General features: G+C 64.6%; 14 protein-coding genes. 11 read left to right on the forward strand and 3 right to left on the reverse strand.

Going from position 1 to position 19,931, the window contains the following annotated elements:
• Positions 1–34 precede the first annotated feature (34 nt).
• Together DNK59_RS23410 and DNK59_RS23415 are read right to left on the reverse strand one after the other, a co-directional pair.
• Positions 35–481, reverse strand: a complete 447-nt coding sequence (locus DNK59_RS23410) for a S24 family peptidase (protein ID WP_092312236.1) — start codon at positions 479–481, stop codon at positions 35–37.
• A gap of 111 nt (positions 482–592) precedes the next feature.
• The gene (locus DNK59_RS23415) at positions 593–829 is read right to left on the reverse strand and encodes a glutaredoxin family protein (RefSeq protein ID WP_060840391.1); all 237 of its coding nucleotides are present in this window, start codon (positions 827–829) and stop codon (positions 593–595) included.
• Between the two features lie 290 nt (positions 830–1,119).
• Here DNK59_RS23415 and DNK59_RS23420 point away from each other — a divergent pair, with 290 nt between their 5' ends.
• A complete protein-coding gene (locus DNK59_RS23420) occupies positions 1,120–3,075 on the forward strand; it encodes a monovalent cation:proton antiporter family protein (RefSeq protein WP_110724812.1) in 1,956 nt (651 codons plus the stop codon).
• Between the two features lie 50 nt (positions 3,076–3,125).
• Here the strand turns inward: DNK59_RS23420 and DNK59_RS23425 are convergent, their stop codons facing one another.
• Positions 3,126–4,334, reverse strand: a complete 1,209-nt coding sequence (locus DNK59_RS23425) for an ammonium transporter (RefSeq protein WP_092317122.1) — start codon at positions 4,332–4,334, stop codon at positions 3,126–3,128.
• A 332-nt stretch (positions 4,335–4,666) separates the two neighbouring features.
• Here DNK59_RS23425 and DNK59_RS23430 point away from each other — a divergent pair, with 332 nt between their 5' ends.
• The 10 genes from DNK59_RS23430 to DNK59_RS23475 all read left to right on the forward strand — a co-directional run.
• Positions 4,667–4,981 (forward strand): YqjD family protein, encoded by a 315-nt coding sequence (locus DNK59_RS23430; protein WP_092312230.1) that lies wholly within the window; start codon positions 4,667–4,669, stop codon positions 4,979–4,981.
• 1 nt (position 4,982) lies between these two features.
• Positions 4,983–5,372: a phage holin family protein gene (locus DNK59_RS23435; RefSeq protein ID WP_110724813.1), complete on the forward strand. Its 390-nt coding sequence runs from the start codon at positions 4,983–4,985 to the stop codon at positions 5,370–5,372.
• Complete coding sequence (locus DNK59_RS23440; RefSeq protein ID WP_092312227.1) at positions 5,369–5,710, forward strand: hypothetical protein; 342 nt, start codon at positions 5,369–5,371, stop codon at positions 5,708–5,710. Before DNK59_RS23435 ends, DNK59_RS23440 begins: the two co-directional genes overlap by 4 nt.
• Before the next feature lie 155 nt (positions 5,711–5,865).
• The gene (locus DNK59_RS23445; RefSeq protein WP_092312224.1) at positions 5,866–7,029 is read left to right on the forward strand and encodes an EAL domain-containing protein; all 1,164 of its coding nucleotides are present in this window, start codon (positions 5,866–5,868) and stop codon (positions 7,027–7,029) included.
• Positions 7,030–7,267: 238 nt separating this feature from the next.
• Positions 7,268–8,599 carry a deoxyguanosinetriphosphate triphosphohydrolase gene (locus DNK59_RS23450; protein WP_092312221.1) on the forward strand — a complete coding sequence of 444 codons (1,332 nt, stop codon included), beginning with the start codon at positions 7,268–7,270 and terminating at the stop codon, positions 8,597–8,599.
• 823 nt (positions 8,600–9,422) lie between these two features.
• Positions 9,423–11,087, forward strand: coding sequence for a ShlB/FhaC/HecB family hemolysin secretion/activation protein (locus tag DNK59_RS23455; RefSeq protein WP_371920317.1), 1,665 nt, complete (start codon positions 9,423–9,425; stop codon positions 11,085–11,087).
• A gap of 102 nt (positions 11,088–11,189) precedes the next feature.
• Entirely contained in the window at positions 11,190–16,148 is a 4,959-nt protein-coding gene (locus DNK59_RS23460; RefSeq protein ID WP_110724815.1) for a hemagglutinin repeat-containing protein, read from the forward strand.
• A gap of 248 nt (positions 16,149–16,396) precedes the next feature.
• Positions 16,397–17,023: a response regulator transcription factor gene (locus DNK59_RS23465; RefSeq protein ID WP_092312212.1), complete on the forward strand. Its 627-nt coding sequence runs from the start codon at positions 16,397–16,399 to the stop codon at positions 17,021–17,023.
• A gap of 43 nt (positions 17,024–17,066) precedes the next feature.
• Entirely contained in the window at positions 17,067–18,788 is a 1,722-nt protein-coding gene (locus tag DNK59_RS23470) for a response regulator (RefSeq protein WP_110724816.1), read from the forward strand.
• A gap of 165 nt (positions 18,789–18,953) precedes the next feature.
• A partial coding sequence (locus DNK59_RS23475) for a cache domain-containing protein (protein ID WP_177431289.1) occupies positions 18,954–19,931 on the forward strand: 978 nt, incomplete at its 3' end.

Consider the following 19,931-nt stretch of genomic DNA (forward strand, 5'->3'; position numbering starts at 1 on the left):
TTCCTTTAACGATTCGAAGCGTGCGCCACATCCATCAGGGCTGCTTGCGCCCCACATAACTGACCACCCACAGCACCACGCCCCAGATCTCGATCGAGTCCGGGTCATCCAGCGCCATGGAGGGAATTGAAGGTCGCGCCGCCTTGAGCAACAGGCCGCCACGAGGATCGGGCGCCAGCAGGCGCAGGGAGTATTCAGCCGCGCCCCGGGGCCTGACCACCAGGTACTGATCCACCACCGGAGTGGCCGAACGATCGACGATCAGCCGATCTCCGGGATAGATGCCGAACCCCAGCAGGTTGTCGTCATCCACCAGTAGGCCATGGATCTGCGGAGCTCCCAGCCCCAGAGTCCGATCCAGGGAAAAACCGTTGCCGATGGGCTCACTGGCCGGGGAGGCACAGTCGCCGTCACCCTGCTCCAGGAAACGGGCTGGCAAGGGCTGCGAGCGTTCGGAACCGGTCAGGAAAGTGAGAGACATGGCGAGACTCCTCGATAACTGTATATGCATACAGTAACCGAATCGACGGATATCGCCAACGAATTCCAGGGACGGGCGACAGGCGGAAGTCGCGCCCCGGCCTGCAGGGGGTCAGCGCAGGAACGCCACCACCTGCTCGGCATCGAAGGGCCAGCCCAGCTCGCCGCCGTTGTCCACGCGGCGCAACACCGGAATGCGCAGGCCGTAGGTTTCGAACAGCTCCTGACTCTCGGCGATATCCACCAGCTCGACCATCAGGCCGTGCTCCACCAGCGGCATCAACTCGGCCTCGGCCAGTTCGCACAAATGGCAACCAAGGGTGCCGAACAATTGGCATTCAGGGGGCATGACAGGGCAACCGTGTGAAGAACAGGTGCTTATTTTAGGCGCGAGCAGGCAAGCCGTCGACCCGCTCCCGGCCCTGGCCAACCCAGGGGCCGTGCCCCGCATGGCGCTGCTCCGAGAATGCTCGGGCCGGCGGACAGCCCCCGGGCAGACAGTTCCTGAGGCTCGTGAACATGAGGCATTCTCGACAAAGAATGACATGTGTCAGGGTGTTTTCTTGCCGTCCAAGCGATCCTCGCGGCTTTTTTGCCTCTAGGCTTTGCCCTGCCCGCCCCCTTGTCCGGAGATGCCCGTTGTTTGCCAATCTGCTGATCATTCTCGCCTCGTCACTGGTGGTCATCGCGCTGTTCCGGCGCCTGAGCCTGCCGCCGGTCCTGGGCTACCTGTCCGTCGGACTGATGGTCGGGCCCACCGCCCTGGACTGGGTCAACGACAGTGAAGAATTGCCGGACCTGGCCGAATTGGGCGTGGTGTTCCTGCTGTTCTCCCTGGGCCTGGAATTCTCCCTGTCGAAGATGCTCGCCCTGCGCCATGTGGTGTTTGGCCTGGGCAGCCTGCAAGTGCTGTGCACCGGGCTGATCCTGGGGGTGCTGCTGGCCTTGTTCGGCATGCCACTGACCTCGGCGTTGATGCTCGGCGCCGGGCTGGCCTTGTCCTCCACCGCGATTGTCAGCAAGGAGCTGACCAGTCTCGGCGAGATCTTCAGCAGCCACGGGCAGAACGCCATCGGCGTACTGCTGTTCCAGGACGTGGTGGCGGTACTGCTGCTGACCCTGGTGCCGGTCTTCGCCGGCAACGGCGAGCACGCCTGGTACTGGGCCCTGCCGGCGACGCTGGGCAAGACCCTGGTGCTGTTCTTCGGCCTGCTGCTGGCCAGTCGCTGGCTGCTGCCGCGGCTGTTCCATGAAGTCGCCGCCTCCCACTCCGCCGAGCTCTTCGTGCTACTGGCCCTGGTGATCGTGCTGCTGACCGCCTGGCTCACCCACCTGCTCGGCCTGTCGCCAGCCCTGGGCGCCTTCCTCGCCGGCATGCTGCTGGGAGAAAGCCATTACCGGCACCAGATCGAAGCCGATATCCGCCCGTTCCGCGACATCCTGCTGGGACTGTTCTTCGTCAGCATCGGCATGCTCATCGACCTGCAACTGTTCATCGATCACAGCCTGCTGATCCTCGGCCTGACCCTGGCCCTGCTGCTGATCAAGGGCAGCGTGGTGGCGATCCTGCTCAAGCTGCGCGGCAGCGACGGCGAGACGGCCTGGCGCAGCGGCCTGGCCCTGGCCCAGGGCGGCGAATTCTGCTTCGCCCTGATGGCGCAGATGCAACTGACCCAGATGATCCCGTCCCACTTGAGCAGCCTGCTGCTGGCCGCCACCTTCAGTTCGATGCTGCTGACCCCCCTGTTGCTGCGGGCCGCGCCAATGATCACCGCGCGCCTGCACCGCAAGCCCAACCAGGCCGCGCAGCTGGAGGAAATCAGCGCGCAGAACGCCGAACTGCAGGGCCATGTGGTGATCTGCGGCTATGGCCGGGTCGGCCAGTCCATCGGGCGCTTCCTGCGTCACGAGCAACTGCGTTTCATTGCCCTGGACGATGATCCGGTGCGGGTCCAGGAAGCCTCGGCGGCAGAGAGCTGCGTGCATTACGGCGATTGCCGCCGTAGCGACCTGCTGGCCGCGGTGGGCCTGGAGCGGGCCCGCCTGCTGGTGATTGCCGTGGACAAGACCGACATTGCCCTGACGGTACTCAAGGCCGCGCGGCGCCTGGACCGCAACGTGCCGATCCTGGTGCGGACCCGGGACGACAGCCAGTTGGTCGAACTCAAGGCCGCCGGTGCCAACGAAGTGGTGCCCGAATTGCTGGAGTCGAGCCTGATGCTGGCCTCCCACGCACTGATCATGCTCGGCCTGCCGGAACAGCGGGTACAACGCAGCGTGGACGACGTGCGCCACAGCCGCTATCGCCTGCTGCACGGTTTCTACCACGGCGCGCAAAGCACCACCCAGGACAATCACGAGCCGCCGGCGGTACAGATGCACGCGGTGAACCTGGACGCCGACGCCCACGCCTGCAACCGGCTGCTGCAAGAGCTCGGCCTGGAAGCCCTGGGAGTGGATGTACAAGGCGTGCAACGCAACGGCAGCGACCTGCCGCTGAACCCGGCACCGCGCCTGCAGGCCGGCGACCGGGTACTGGTGTCCGGCTCCCAAGCCGCGATCGAGGCCTGCGAAGCCCGCCTGCAGGGCGGTTGAGGCCGCCCTGCCATGGCCCTGGGCGTCGCGCCGCCCAGGCCGCCGGTATCTCAGTCCTGGCTCACCGCCCCGATCTTGTGCAGCGACAGGTCGGCGCCGTAGTACTCCTGCTCCTGAGTCAGGCGCAACCCGCAGGCGGCCTTGATCAGGCCATACACGGCAAAGCCGCCCAGCAGCGCCACCAGCACCCCGAGGCCGGTGCCGAACACCTGACTGGCCAGGCTGACCCCACCCAAGCCGCCCAACGCGCTCTGGCCGAAGATCCCGCAGGCAATCCCGCCCCATGCCCCGCACAGGCCATGCAACGGCCAGACCCCGAGCACGTCGTCGATCTTCCAGCGACTCTGGGCGGCGATGAAGCACCAGACGAACAAGGCCCCGGCAATCGCCCCGGTCACCAGGGCTCCTACCGGGTGCATGAGGTCCGAACCGGCGCAGATCGCCACCAGCCCGGCCAGTGGCCCGTTGTGCAGGAAGCCCGGGTCATTGCGCCCGACAATCAATGCCGCCACGGTGCCACCGACCATGGCCATCAGCGAGTTCACCGCCACCAGGCCGCTGACCCCTTGCAAGGTCTGGGCGCTCATCACGTTGAAGCCGAACCAGCCGACAATCAGGATCCACGACCCCAGAGCCAGGAACGGGATGCTCGACGGCGCGAAGGCCACCAGCTTGCCGTCGCGATAACGGCCGTTGCGCGGTCCCAGCAACAGCACCGCCGCCAGCGCCAGCCAGCCGCCCATGGCGTGCACCACCACCGACCCGGCGAAATCATGGAACCCGGCGCCAAAGCGCTGCTGCAACCAGGCTTGCACGCCGAAGTTGCCGTTCCACACCAGCCCCTCGAAAAACGGGTAGACGAAGGCCACGATCAGCACCGTGGCGCACAATTGCGGCACAAAACGCGCGCGCTCGGCGATGCCCCCGGAGATAATCGCCGGGATCGCCGCGGCGAAGGTCAGCAGGAAGAAGAACTTCACCAGGCCATAGCCGTGATCGGCGCTGATCACCGCTGCCGGTTGCAGGAAGCTCACGCCGTAGGAGATCCAATAGCCTATAAAGAAATAGGCCAGGGTCGAGACGGCGAAGTCACTGAGGATTTTCGACAGCGCATTGACCTGGTTTTTCAGCCGCACGGTGCCCACTTCAAGGAAGGCAAAACCGGCGTGCATGGCCAGGACCATGACCGCCCCGATCAGGATGAACAGGGTGTTGGAACCGTGGACCAGGGTGTCCACAGCGCTTTGCAGATTTTCCATGGAGTAGGCAGATCCGAAATCGGCCATCATCTCCCGCGCCCTGCAGCCGACCTTGCACCAAGTTGGCCCCGGGGCGCGCGATCCGCGCTGCCGGTGAACCGTTTTGGCGCGCCAGGCAGCGGACGCAGGACCACGGAAAGCAGATTGACCTTAAGGTTGTGATTTTTCGGCCAGGGTTTACGCGGGCTAGCGCGCCACCCTCGCTCGTTTTCGGCGCAAGCCTCATGTCTTGCGCACCAGGACAAAGCAAAAGCTGTACCAGGCAATTACAGTGAACCTTCACTCAGGGCTCACACTCATAGCTCACACACGCAATCAACGGAGAAACAACCATGGCCAGCAAAACGGCGAAGACGGCTCAAGAAGTACTGATGGCGGATTTTCAGGCACTGGTCAGTGACACGGAGCGTCTCTTGGAACACACCGCGACCCTGGCTGGCGACCAGGCCGATGAACTGCGCGAACAGATCCACGACAGCCTGCTCAAGGCCCGGGAAACCCTGCAACTGACCGAGGAATCCCTGCGCCAGCGCGGCCAGGCCGCCGTCACCGCCGCCGAGGACTACGTGCAGAGCAACCCTTGGCAGTCGGTCGGGATCGCAGCCGGCGTGGGCTTTCTGATCGGCCTGCTGGCGACGCGGCGCTGATATGGCTATCGGCGAATCCACTTCCTCCGGCAGCGGTCCAAGCGCCTCCTCCCGGCGTCTGGGAGCCGCGGTGCTGGGCCTGCTGCACAGCCACGTAGAGCTGTTCGGCATCGAGTTGCAGGAGCAGAAAGCCCGCACCGTCAGCCTGCTGCTGTTCGCCGGGCTGGCCCTGGTGTTTGCCCTGCTGTTGCTGGTGGGGCTGTCGGCGCTGGTGCTGATCCTCTTGTGGGACAGTTATCGCCTGGCCGGGATCATCGGCCTGTGCGTGTTCTACGCCCTGGCGGCGCTGTTCTGCGGCCTGCGCCTGAAAGCGGCGATCTTCGATGAATCCTCGCCCTTCAACGCCACGCTCGAAGAGCTGGCCAACGATCGGGAGCGCCTGCTGCCATGAAACTGCCCGACATTCCGCAGAACACCTCACGCCGGGAAATGCGCAAGGTACTGATCCGCCTGCGCATGGAAATGCATCGCCAGGAAATCCGCCACGAGTCCCAGCAACTGCTGCAACCCCTGCAACGGATGCGCGGCCTTGGACGTAGCTGGCAGGAAGGCTTGGGCATCAAGCACGCCCCACTCTGGGGCGTGGCGGTGGTGACCCTGCTGGGGTTCCTCACCGGCAAGGGCGCCAAGAGCGGCGGCACCGGTGGCCTCACGCGCCTGGTGCGCCTGGGCACCAGCCTGCTGCCGCTGATCCGGCTGGCGCTGCAAGGCGCCTCGCGCAAGCCCTGATCAACCCCGCGCAACCGACCTGTCACTGGCGGTTCCACACCTGGCTGCATTCTTGCTATGCAACCCCGATCGGCCCCTTTACCCAGGGGCCGACTCCTGCCTGTCCACCCGGCAGCCAAGACTCCCTACCCACAAGAATCTTATAAGGAGGCTCTGTGATCGACGGGCAACCGCTCGCCTGCTTCCAGCCGTTCATCGATACCGCCACCGGGCGGATTGCCGGAGTCGAAGCCCTGGGCCGCCTGCGCCAGGGCAATGGCCAGTTGACGTCGGTGGGACCGCTGTTCGCCGATCCGCGTACCCCTTCCAGCGCCTTGCGACGCCTTGATCGCCTGATCCGCGATGACGCCCTGCGGCGCCTGCGCGAGGCCCCGGCGGACTGGTTCCTGAGCCTGAATATCTCCCCGCGCTGGATCAGTCGGCTCAGGCCCGGGCAGGCCCTGCCGAGCCTCAGGCAGATCCAGCACCACGCTGTCGACCCGCGGCGCATCGTCTTCGAAATCACCGAGCTGGGGGGCAACAGCCAGCGTCTGAGCGAAGTGGTGGCGCGCTACCGCCAGGCCGGGGCGCGGATCGCCATCGACGACTTCGGTGCCGGCTACTCGCAGCTGGACCGGGTGCTGGCGCTGCAACCGGACATCCTCAAGCTCGACATGCGCCTGTTCCAGGCTGCCGCCCGCGGCGGCCCCAGCAGCGACGTGGTCAAGGCCCTGGCGCAGATGGCGGAAAAGACCGGTTGCTGGATCATTGCCGAAGGGGTGGAAACCGAGGCCGAGCTGGATTTCGCCCTGGAGTGCGGCTCGCGCTATGTCCAGGGCTTTCTGTTTGCCGGGGCCCAGGAACAGCTGTTCGCCAGCGATGCCTTCGTCCAGCCCTTCGCCCGCCTGCGCGAACGCTACGTGCGGCACAAGCTGGCCGAACGCAAGCGCCTGATGCACATGCGCCTGCAACTGGCGGAACTGATGCACCTGCTGCAAGCCTGGGCCCAGGCCCAGGCGCCCATCAGCCAGTTGCCCGAGGTCAAGGCGTTTCCCTGGCTGCTGCGCTTCTACCAGTGCGATCGCCACGGCACCCAACTGACGCCGAATCTGGAGTGGCGCCACAACCATTGGCAGGCCGACAGCAGCTACGTCGGCCACAACTGGTCCTGGCGCCCGTACTTCTATCACCTGCTGGCCGAAGGCTGGGAGGAACGGCGCCTGACCCTGTCCAGTACCTACCGCGACGCCACCAGCAACCAGTACTGCCTGACCGCCGGCCAGTTCTTCGACAACGGCCAGCGCCTGCTGCTGATCGACATCGACGCCGCCGGCCTGTAACCCCGTCCCGCCTGCCGGCGAGCGCAGCGACGCGATGGGTGCACAGGCTGCGGGCCCTTTCGCCGGCAAGCCGTCTCCTGCAGGTGGGGCGCAGGCCACGCCATTTCCGCGTAGGAGCTGGCTTGCCAGCGAAGGCGTCGGCCATATGGATGCACCAGCGCAAGCCATGCGCCTCTTGCGGCGGCGCCCGGGAACCCGGAAGCTCTGCCCTTCAGTTTTTTTTCGGAGTGACCCCGCCTTGGATTGGCAGACCCTGCTCAACCGCGAACGCCTCGGAAAGCCAGTGCACAGCCCGGAAGAACTCGGCCGTAGCCCTTTCCATAAAGACCACGACCGCATCATCTTCTCCGGTGCCTTCCGCCGCCTGGGGCGCAAGACCCAGGTGCACCCGGTGTCCAGCAACGACCATATCCACACCCGCCTGACCCACTCCCTGGAGGTCAGTTGCGTCGGTCGCTCCCTGGGCATGCGCGTCGGCGAGACGCTACGCGACGCCCTGCCTGACTGGTGCGAACCCAGCGACCTGGGGATGATCGTGCAGTCGGCCTGCCTGGCCCACGACATCGGCAACCCGCCCTTCGGCCATTCCGGCGAAGACGCCATCCGCCACTGGTTCCAGCAGGCCGCCGGGCGCGGCTGGCTGGACGCGATGAGCGAGGCCGAACGCCTGGACTTCCTCAATTTCGAAGGCAATGCCCAGGGTTTCCGGGTCCTCACCCAACTCGAATATCACCAGTTCGATGGTGGCACCCGGCTGACCTACGCCACCCTCGGCACCTACCTCAAGTACCCCTGGACCGCGCGCCACGCCGATTCACTGGGCTACAAGAAGCACAAGTTCGGCTGCTACCAGAGCGAATTGCCGCTGCTGGAACAGATCGCCCACAAGCTCGGCCTGCCGCAGTTGGAGGAACAGCGTTGGGCCCGGCATCCGCTGGTGTACCTGATGGAAGCCGCGGACGACATCTGCTACGCCCTGATCGACCTGGAAGACGGACTGGAAATGGACCTGCTGGAGTACGCCGAAGTCGAGTCCCTGCTGTTGGGGCTGGTGGGCGACGACCTGCCGGAAACCTATCGCCAGCTGGGCCCGAGGGATTCGCGCCGGCGGCGCCTGGCGATCCTGCGGGGCAAGGCCATCGAGCACCTGACCAACGCCGCCGCCCGGGCCTTCGTCGAACAGCAGGACGCCCTGCTGGCCGGCACCCTGCCTGGCGATCTGGTGGAACACATGCATGGCCCGGCCAAGCGCTGTGTGCTCAATGCCAAGGACGTGGCACGGCGCAAGATCTTCCAGGACAAGCGCAAGACCCTGCACGAAATCGGCGCCTACACCACCCTGGAGATCCTGCTGAACTCGTTCTGCGGCGCGGCACTGGAGCAGCACGGCGGCAAGACTCCGTCGTTCAAGAACCGGCGGATCCTCGATCTGCTGGGCAACAACGCGCCGGACCCGAACTGGCCGCTGCACACCTCATTCCTGCGCATGATCGATTTCATCGCCGGCATGACCGACAGCTACGCCAGTGAAATGGCCCGGGAAATGACCGGGCGCTCAAGCCCGCAATGACCCTCGCCCCACAAGTGCCTGGCGGCCGCGCCAGGCACTTGATATGAGTTGCAACATCCAATCGGCAACTAAGGGATTCCCCTAGCCCGACCGCCGCAACAGCGGCCGGCAAACTCCGGATATACGCCAGTACCAGAGGAAGAATACTCGGCATTACGGGCATGTCCTTCAGGACATCCAAATCTAAGGTATTCCCCGAGCAACATGACTTCAATTAACGAACAACGAGACTAGAGCAAGTACTCAGATAGAAAGAGCAACTAGCCCTAGACACTCAGTGCCTGGTTCACAGATATCGGGAGCCTTTCACAAAATCCAACACCTGCTCTTGATTCAACCAAACATCCTACCTTTGCAGATTCTCACGAAATACCTGAACCCCTTGCCAATCAAGGCCGGCAGGTTTTTTTGTTAGCTTTCTATGCATTTACAATTTACGTACAAATCCAGTTTTTAGTTTCGGATAGTCTCGATTTCAACAAGATATTTCCCCGCTGACCGCTCTCGGAAAAATTAATTTCACACTGCGCTGTAACGTTTCCACTGCAACTCACTCAACCCTTTTGTCATACCTGAATCAAGATTGAAGCACCCGGCTCTCACTCAGGAATTGTCACTCGCGAGCACTTGAAGACAGGCCACCGATATAGCTATCGACGGCCTCTCATATTCACAGTGCAGAACTTAAAGCGACGTCACTAGTTGAGCCTCAACGATCGGCTTTTCTGTTGTTCGTCACTTGGTCTTTTTACAGTAAGGACGCCAAGTGCCCTGTTCATCACGCACCAACTGCCTCCCACCGCTGGGCAACGGGAGCCTGGGATTGCTCCTGGGCCTGACCTGGCTGATCCCGGCCCTGGCCCTGGCCGACGTGCAACCGGGCCAGGAAGCCCTGCGCCTGCAACAGCAACAGCAACGCGACCTGCAACAATTGCAACTGGAACAGCGCCAGCGGCAGATGCAGCGCGGCAGCTTCAGCAGCACTCCGGCCAGCCCCGACCTGCCCCGGCAGCCCGCCAGCGACGAGCGCTGCTGGCCCTTGAGCGGCACCCGCATCGGCGGTGTCAGCCTGTTCGACAAAACCCGGCTCAACGACGCCATGAAGCCGTATGTGGCGCCATGCATGGGGGTCAATCAGATCAACCAGCTGCTGGCGGCCATCACTCGCCTCTATGTCGAGGCCGGCTACATTGCCAGCCGCCCGTACCTGGCCAGCGCCCCGGCCGCCGGGCACAGCCTGGATATCCTGGTGGAGGAAGGCTACGTCGAAGCCATCGAACTGGCCGACCAGAGCCTGCCGGTGTCCCTGGGTGGAGCCTTCCCCGGCATGCTCGGCAAGCCGCTGAACCTGCGCGACCTGGAACAGGGCCTGGATCAGTTGAACCGCCTGCGCTCCCTGGACCTGACCGCCGACATCGCCCCCGGCAGCCAGCCCGGCGCCTCGCGGATCATCCTGCGTTCGCGCAGCAGCGCCGCGCGCTGGGGCCTCGGCCTGGGTGTGGATAACCTCGGCAGCGCCGGCACCGGGCGTGACCGCCAGTCGATTAACCTCAACCTCGACAGCCCGTTGCAGATCAACGACGCACTGAACCTGAACTACAGCGACACCCTCAACCACGGCCCGCGCTACAGCCGCAGCAGCAGCCTGTTCTACTCGGTGCCCTATGGCTACTGGACCTACAGCCTGTTCGCCAGCCACGCCGAATACCGCGCACCGCTGAAGCTGGCCCGCACCACCCTGTACAACAGCGGCCGCACCGACATGGTCAGCGGCCGGGCCGACCGGGTGCTGTGGCGCGACCAGAGCCACCAGCTCAGCGCCAACCTGCAACTGGCCTACAAGGACGTCGACAGCTACCTGCAAAAGGCCCACCTGCAGATCCAGAGCCCGACCCTGACCGTGGCCGAGGCCGGGCTCAACCTGTTCTGGCTCGACAGCGCGGTGTGGAACCTGGATGTCAATTACGCCCAGGGCCTGACCTGGTTCGGCGCCGACCGAGATTCCCAGCAGGTGCAACGCAATCTGCCCCAGGCGCAGTTTCGCAAGTACCGCGCCGGCCTCAGCCAGTGGCGCAACGGCCAGTGGGGCAACCAGCGCTGGCAGTGGCAGAGCCAGCTCTCGGCGCGGTACAGCCCGGACCCGCTGCCGGCCATCGAACAACTGCTGGGCACCGATGATTCGGCGGTACGCGGCTACCGCCTCAACAGTGCCTCCGGCGCCATCGGCGCGGTGTGGCGCAACACCTTGCGCCTGCCGCTCAACAGCGACCTGCCGCTCAAGCTCACCCCGCGCCTGGGCCTGGACAACGGTTGGATCAAGGCCGAACACGGTGCCCAGAGTCGGCACCTGAGCGCTGCCAGCCTGGGCCTCAACCTGGCCTGGAAAAACTTCCAGGTCGACCTGGATTACCAACGCAGCCTCAACACCCCGCAAGGTTTCCGAACGGAACCGGAAGTCTGGCTGGCGAGGTTCAGCCTGCAGATTTGATCAACCGCCGATTAGCCTGAATTACCCGATGAACCTGAGCACCACGCGCCGTCGCCCCCCTAGAAGGCAACGCCCGGCTCACCCAATCAGAACGAGGTTCTCATGCCTGACAACACTCACCGTTTCAACCTTTCGCCCCAGGGCAGGTTGCGCTGGACCATCGCCGGCCTGCTGCTGGTGTCCCATCTGCCCCTGGCCCTGGCCGGCGGGATCACCGTGGTCGAGGGCCCCGGCGGCACCCCGCAACTGCAAAACCAGGGCGGCGTGCCCATCGTCAACATCGTCGCGCCCAATGCCGGCGGCCTGTCCCACAACCAGTTCCTGGACTACAACGTCGGGCAACAGGGCGTGGTGCTGAACAACGCCCTGCAGGCCGGGCAATCGCAACTGGCCGGGCAACTGGCGGCCAACGCGCAACTCCAGGGCCAGGCGGCCAGCGTGATCCTCAACGAGGTGATCAGCCGCAACGCCTCGCAACTCAATGGCGCCCAGGAAATCTTCGGTCGCGCCGCCGACTTCGTGCTGGCCAACCCCAACGGCATCTCGGTCAATGGCGGCAGCTTCATCAACACCCCCAACGCCAGCCTGGTGGTGGGTCGCCCGGAGCTCCAGGACGGCAAGCTGCAAGGGCTCAACACTCGGAATGCCCGGGGCCAGCTGGATATCCACAACGGCGGCCTGCGCAACGCCGAGGGTTCGATCAACCTGATCGCCCCGCGCATCGACAGCCAGGGCAGCCTCAGCGCCCGGGAGCAGTTGAATGTCACCGTCGGCCGCAACCAGCTGGACTACCCCAGCGGCCAGGTACGCAACGTCGACCCGGCGAGCCGCACCCAGGAGCAGCGCATCGACGCCAGCCTGTTCGGCGCCATGCAGGCCGGGCGGATCAATATCGTCAGCACCGCTGAAGGTGCCGGAGTCCGCGTTGGCGCGGTCCAGGTAGACGGCCGCGACGGAGTCAAGCTGAGCTCCGCCGGCGATCTGGACATCCGCGGCGAGGCCGTGGACAACAGCCTCGATGCGATTCGCGCCGGGGTCCGCAGCCAGGGCGACATCGAACTGCACGGCGCCAAGGACCTGACCCTGGCCGCTACCGACGTCAGCGGCCGCAACGTCAAGCTCGATGCCGGGCGCAACCTCACCCTGAGCAGCATCGAAAGCCGCAAGCTCCAGGAAAAACGCCAGCAGTGGGACAAGAGCACCATCGGCATCACCTGGGAAACCTACGACGCTACCCAGACCGACAGCGAAACACGCCAGCACGGGAACAAGGTGCTGGCCCAGCATGACGCCGAGTTGAAGTCCGGCGCCAATACCCGGATCCACGGCAGCAGCGTCGAAGCCGGTGATAACCTCAGCGCCCGCAGCGGCGGCGACCTGCAACTGACCGCCGCCACCGAAACCCACACCCAGCGCGACCAGGGCCAGCACCGCAAGCACCTGTGGAAGGAAAACTGGGACAACTCCAGCAGCCAGCAACGCACCGTCGCCAGCCAGCTCAAGGGCGGCCAGCAACTGGACCTGACCAGCAAGCAGCAACTGCAACTGCAAGGTGCCGAGCTGCATAGCCAGGGCGATATCCTGCTCAGCGCCAAGGACGTCGACATCACCAGCGCCAGCCGCCAGCAGAGCCAGAGCAACCAGCATTACTCCGGCGACCTGGTGGGCGGTGGTTTCTTTGGCAAGACCGCCGACGGCGACCAGGGCAAGACCGAGAACCAGGGCAGCAAGGTCAACGCCGACGGCAAGCTGATCGTGCGCGCCGACAGCGTGCGCATCAGCGGCAGCCAGGCCCGGGGCGGCACCCAGGCCAGCGTCATCAGTGAGCAGGGCTCGCTGACCATCGACGGCGTGCAAGACACCTCCCACAGCAACAACCACAGCAAGGACAGCAAATTCTTCGGTATCGCCAAGGATGAGAGCCGTCAGCAGAGCAAAGGCAGCACCACCGTCGGCAGCCAGCTGCGTTCGGACAGCAACCTCAAGTTGCAGAGCGCCAAGGACCTGAACATCAGCGGCTCCCAGGTCGCCGCGACGGGAGCACTGGACGCCAGCGCCAAGGGCACGGTCAAGGTGGCGGCCGCCGAAGACACCCGGCACGACAGCAGCAGCACCCAGAAGCGCGGCTTCGACGCCTACGCCAAGGAAAACGCTCCAGGCACCGGCCAGTACCGGGCCGGGGTGCGCTACCAGGATCAGCAGCGCAACGACAGCAGCGACAGCACCCGGCAACAGGCCTCCAGCCTTACCGGCGGCACCCTGGCGGTCACCGCCGGCGAGGACCTCAAGGTGCAAGGCAGCGACCTTGCGGCCACGGCCGGCGATGCCAGCCTGAGCGGCAAGAATGTGCAGTTGCTGGCCGCGGACAATCAAACCCAGCAGCACAGCGACAGCACCACCACCGGTGGCGGCTTCTACTACACCGGCGGCCTGGACCGCGCTGGCAACGGCCTGGAAGTGGCCCACAACAGCAGCCAGGACAGCAGCAGCAAGAACACTGCCCAGACCAGCAACATCGCTGCCAGCGGCAACCTGACCATCAACGCCGGTAACCGCCTGACCACCGAAGGCGCCCAGGTCAAGGCCGGCGGTGCATTGCAGGTCAAGGCTGCCGAGATCGACAACCAGGCCGCGCACAACCGCGAAAGCAGCAGCCACAAGGACAACAACTGGGCGGTGGATGTCGGCGCCAACGTCGAATACAAGGGCGTCACCCGCCCCATCGAAAAAGCCATCCAGGGCGTGGCCCAGCGCAAGTTCCACCAGCCTGGGGTACTCGATGCCCTGGAACAGCCCAATGTCGGGCTCGATGTGGACGTCAGCCACCAGAACCGTCAGCGCAACGAAAGCGCCAGCACCGCCGTGGTCAGCCAGTTGAGCGGCGCCCAGGTCACGGTCAAGGCCGACGGCCAACTCAAGGACCAGGGCACCCAGTACCGCGCCACCGACGGCGCCGTGCAGATCAACGCCGGCAGCCTGCTGGCCAGTGCCGCCAGCGATACCCACAGCGCTAGCGAACAGGCGGTGGACGCCAAGGTTGGCGTGCGGGTCTACACCAATACCGGTGAAGACCTGAACATCCGTGGCAGCGGTGCCGGTGGCAGCAGCAACGTCACCAGCAGCTCCGAGAAGGCCCAGGTCGGCAGCTACGCCGGCAGCCAAGGCGTGAACATCAAGGTCACCGGTGATGCCGGCTTCGAAGGCAGCCAGTTCAATGGCGGCCTGGGCGGCGTCGACATCGATACCGGCGGCAAGCTGGCGCTCAATCAAGCCAACGACCGCCAGAGCAGCAACAACTCCAGCCTGCGTGGCGATGCCTCCCTGACCCTGGGCACCACGCCCGGTAGCAGCGGCACCAACCTCAATGTCGGCGCCGGCTTGCAACTGGATCACAAGAGCCTTGAGCAACAGGACAGCCAGGCGCGGGTCGCCAGCCTCCAGGGCCAGGGACCGGTCAACCTCAAGAGCACCGGCGACCTGACCTTGCAAGGCACGCAGATCGGCAACGCTTCGCATCCCGCCGGCGACATCACCCTGGACGCTGGCGGCAAGCTCGATCTGCAAGCCGCGGTGGACACCCACCACAGCCAGGGCAGCAACCTCGGAGGGGGTTTCACGGCCGGTGGCAGCAAGACCAGCAGCGAGCAGAGCAGCGGCAAGAGCGTCAACCTCAGCGCCAACTTCAACATCGGCCGGGTCAATGAAAACGACCAGAGCCAGCGCGGCGCCCAGCTCTACAGCCAGGGCCAGGCCCACCTGACAAGCAGCGCCGCGGGCGACAGTGCGATTCACCTGCAGGGCACGCGAATCGACGCTGGCAAAGTTGTGCTGGAGGCGGCCCAAGGCGGCATCTTCCAGGAATCGGCACAGTCCACCCAGGCCCACAACAACTGGGGCCTGACCCTGGGCGCCGGTGGCAGCATGGGCAAGACCACCCTGGCCGATGCCGGTGAGCACGACTCGCCGAAAGTCGACCGCGGGATCAATGCCCGGGCCAAGATCGACGTCGACCAGCGCCAGAGCAGCACCCAGCACAACAGCCTGATCAAGGCCGGCCAAGTGACCCTCGACAGCGCTGGCAACGTGCGCCTGGCCGGGGCCAACATCGAGGCGCAACGGCTCGACGGCGTCATCGGTGGCAACCTCGACATCGAAAGCCGCCAGGACCGGCTGCGCAGCACCCAGGTCAATATCGACGCCAAGCTGGAAGTGGCGAAGAACCAGCCAGGACTGGTGGACAAGCTGACCAAGCCGGCCGGTCCGCTGAAGAACGACCTGAAGGCCCAGGCCGAGAAAGGCTTCGACAAGCACCGGGAAAAGCTGGAGAACGCAGTCGACAAGAGCGTCGACAAACTCGGCTCGGCAAAGGACAGCCTGGTCGCCAAGGCCAGCGACGCCAAGGAGCGCCTGGGGGAGAAACTCAGTCGCAGCGGCAGCTACGACGTCAACCCGGAGCCACGCGGTGCCTTTGGCAACGGCGTGGACAAGGCCAAGCACTACCTGGCCGACAAGGCCGACGCCCTGGGCAATCGCTTCTCCAGCCTGAAAGAGCGTTTCTGGCCGAAAACCAGCGACAGCTATTCGGTCAGCGAGAAAAACACCGCCGGCAGCAAGGTGGCCAATACCGCTGAAGGCGTGCTGTTTGGCGACAAGAGCGGTCAGACCTCCTATACCCCGACCTTGAACCTGAACCTCAGCCACGAGAGCAAGAACCGCGTGGAGCAGGCCTCGGGGATCAGCACCCAGCAGGGTGTCAACCTGAAGGTCAGCGGCGAAACCCGGCTCACCGGAGCCCGCATCGGCGCCAGCCAAGGACGTGTCGACCTGGGGGATTCCAAGGTCGCCCGCACCGATCTTTCCGGCTCGGAGTTGCGCGTGGATGTCGGCGCCAACCTGTCCAAGTCACCGGTCAACGTTGCCCTGGGCAGCGCATCCGAACTGACTCGCAAACAGGATGACGCCACCCGCAACGACCAGGTGTTCAACCTCGGTCCGTTGCGGATCGGCGGCCATACCGACAGCCAGCTGCTGCAAGCCGGCATCGATCAGAAAACACCATGAGGCCCGGGCCGCCCTCTTCGCGGGGGGCGGCCTGCACGGACTGGCGCCGGTCCCGCGTCCTGCGTTCAAGGGCACTGTACGCCCCATAGATCCCGCCTTAACTTCACGTGACTGCCAAACGGCTGTAATACCTCCCCTTATTCGTTGTAAGACCTGTCTTAGATTGGGTTTTTCAACACTTTCGCAACTATTTCCACTCTTGCGGCTGGGCTACTGTTCGGACTTCCCTTTTTCGGCAGGAGGCCAACATGGGCTCAGTACTTATCATTGATGACCACCCCGTGATACGCATGGCGGTGCGTATTCTGCTGGAGCACGAGGGGTATCAGATCATTGGTGAAACCGATAACGGCGTCGACGCCCTGCAAATGGTCCGCGAATGCGAACCCAGCCTGGTCATCCTTGATATCTGCATCCCGAAGCTCGATGGCCTGGAGCTGCTGGAGCGCTTGAGCAACATGCATCAATCCCTGCGCGTCCTGGTGCTTACGGCCCAGTCCGCGGCGCTGTTCGCCAATCGCTGCATGCGCGCCGGCGCCAGTGGCTATGTGTGCAAGCGCGAAGACCTGAGCGAACTGCTCAGTGCCGTCAAGGCCATTTGCAACGGCTACAACTACTTTCCCAGCCAGGCCCTGCACCTTGACCGGACCGCCCTGGGAGCAACTTTGGAGTTGGCCCAATTCAACTCCTTGAATGATCGGGAGTTGATGGTTCTGCAACTTTTCGCCATGGGCCAGACCAATAAGGAAATTGCCACGGGCATGTTTCTCAGCCACAAGACCGTCAGCACTTACAAGAAACGCATCATGCAGAAACTCGCCACCACCTCGATGAATGAACTGGTGGACATGGCCAGGCGCAACGAACTGATATGAGGCGCCGGATATCGATACCCCGGTCACGGCGGGCGGCCGGGCGATGATCAAGACCCTGCTCCAGCCCGTTGGCATCATGACCCTGATATTTCTGTTGCTGGCCGCATTGCTGAACCAGGCCCGGCTTTATCGGCAACTGCGCCAGCAACGCCGGCAATTGCCAGCGCTGGCCCGCTCGGCGGCGGCCCTGGAGGCCGGCAAGCAGCGCGCCGAAGCGGCCGATCGCAACAAGAGCCGCTTCCTCGGGCACCTTGGCCACGAACTCCGTACCCCGTTGAACGCCTTGATCGGCTTGCTGGAGCTGGTCCTGCGCCGCACCGGCGATAGTTCGCCCAACCATGCGCCGCTGGAGCTGGCACTGGGCGCGGCCAGCGACCTCAAGGAACTGCTGGATGACCTGCTGGACATCAGCCGGATCGAATCCGGCCACCTGCGCCTGAACCCGACCTGGGTCGACCTGCGCGATTGCGTCGAAGGGCTGGTCGGGGTGTATGACGCCCAGGCCCGGCAAAAGCACCTGGCGCTGGAGCTGGAATTCAACGCCCCCAGCCCCGCGCCCCAGGTGCTGATTGATGTTCTGCGCTTCAAGCAGGTGCTGGGCAACCTGTTGAGCAACGCGATCAAGTTCACACAGCAGGGCACGATCCAGGTCAGGGCGACGTTGCAGCCCGCCGCCAGCCATGACCGGTACCAGCTGCTGTTGCAGGTGCAAGACAGCGGCATCGGCATTCCCGAACAGCAACGCCAGGGGCTGTTGCTGCCCTTCGCCCAGATTGACCCCGACAGCCAGTCGCCGCGAAACAGCGCCGGGCTTGGCCTGCCCATCAGTCATCAGTTGTGCCGGCAGATGGGCGGCAGCCTGAGCCTGCACGGGCGCAGCGGCCCCGGCTGCGAGGCGCGGGTCAGGCTGCCCCTGCGCGGCCGCACCGCCCAGCCCGCCGCTGACGCCGCAGAGCCGCTGCCCACCGCCGCGGTGCCACTGGATGTGCTGCTGGCGGACGACCACCGCGCCAGCCTGACTCTGCTGCAGGGCCAGCTGGAGTACCTCGGACACCGGGTCACCTGCGCCGACGACGGACGCCAGGCCTTCGAGTTGTGGCGCCAGGGCGACTTCGACCTCTTGATCCTCGACTGCAACATGCCATCGATGGACGGCTACCAGCTGGCTGAGGCCATACGCCAATACGAAACACGCGAGCAGAGGCCGGCGATCACCCTGATCGGTTGCAGCGCCAGCACCGACCCGCAAGCGCTCCAGCGCGGCCTAGACGCCGGCATGCATGACTGTCTGGCCAAGCCCCTGAGCCTGGAGCGCTTGAGCCACAGGCTGGCAAGCCTCAAGCCCAGGCCTCGGACCGACAGCTTCAGCCTCAGCACCTTGCGCACCCTGACCCGTGGCAAGCCGCTGTTCGCACGGCGCATGCTCAACGAGTTGCTGCGCTGCTGCCAGGAGGACCGGCGCCAGTTGGAACGGATCCCGGCCAGTGATCCCCGGGCGCTGGTGGCCCTGGCCCACAAGATCAAGGGCTCGGCGCTGATGGTCGGGGCCGAGTCGTTGCAGGCCGGTTGCGAGGCTCTGGAACAGGCTTGCCTGCCACCTGTCGCACAGGAGGCGATAACCGCTGCCGTCCGCCGCTTGGACCGGGACTTGGTGCACTTCGCCCAATCCTTGCACCGCCACCTTGATGAGCCGCCATCTCAGCCCCCCAAGGCACAAGCTGCGGAGCAGAAAACCAGCGCCCCACAACTGACCAATCCGCCATAAAGCCTGCGCTTGCCAGATAAATATCAAAGGGCCAGTATTGCTTCGCCACCCGGCCCTGCAGGCCAGCACCGTCAACCTGCAGCCGCCGGGCCAAGGCAAGAAGAGTCGGCCTTAACTATGCTTGGGCCTAGAACCCAGCCTCATGCGCCTCTGGAGAGAATTGCAATGCCGAGCACGCCTACGCCTGCCCTCCGTCGCTTTCCTCTTCATATACACATCAGTGTGATGTTCACCCTGCTGATGCTGCTCACCGGAGTCATCCTGGGGATCTACAACTACCGGCAGACCACCCGCATCATCCTGCAAAGCAGCGAAAAGCTCTTCCAGCGCATCGAACAGGATGTGCGCGGCGACCTGAAGTCCACTTACGAGCCCATCCGCCATCTGCTGCGCCTGCTGGCCGGTGATCCGGCAACCCAGAGCGGCAACCTGGAGCAACGCCTGGCACTGCTCAGGCCGTTCAGTCAGTCACTGCAGGACAACCCGAACCTGGCCTCTTTGTACCTGGGGTACGCCGACGGCGATTTCTTCATGGTGCGCCCCCTGCGCAACGCCGCTATCCGCAATCAGCGCCAGGCGCCAGCAGACAGCGCCTATGAAGTCTGGAGCATCGAGCGCAATGCCAGCGCCGGGCGGATACATTCACAATCACTGTTCTTCGATTCGCAGCTCTCCATGATCGGCCGCCTGGAGCACCCACAGGACGGCTACGACCCGCGCAACCGCGACTGGTTTTCCAACGCCCGCAGCGAAACCGAGCAGATCACCACCGAGCCCTACGTCTTCTATTCCACCAACAACGTCGGCACCACCCTGGCACTGAGCAGCGGCAACATGGCAGTGCTGGGCGCCGACCTGACGCTGGAACAACTGTCCTCGACCCTGGCCAAGCATCGGGTGACCCCCGACACCGAGATCGCCCTGCTCGACGACCAGGGCAATGTCGTGGCCTATCCCGACAGCGAAAAGCTGGTCCTGGACAAACACAGCGCACGCTTGATCAAGGCCAATGCCCTGAATCCGGTGTTCGGCGCGCTGCTGCGGGGCCAGGCAGAAAACGGCCACTTACAGTCCCAGGGACGCAGCTGGATCACCGCCAGCAACCGGATTGCCGAGGGCTGGCTCCTATACACCTCTGACGCT

This window comes from Pseudomonas sp. TKO26 (assembly GCF_003225665.1).
In the GTDB taxonomy this organism is placed as follows: Bacteria; Pseudomonadota; Gammaproteobacteria; order Pseudomonadales; family Pseudomonadaceae; genus Aquipseudomonas; species Aquipseudomonas saponiphila.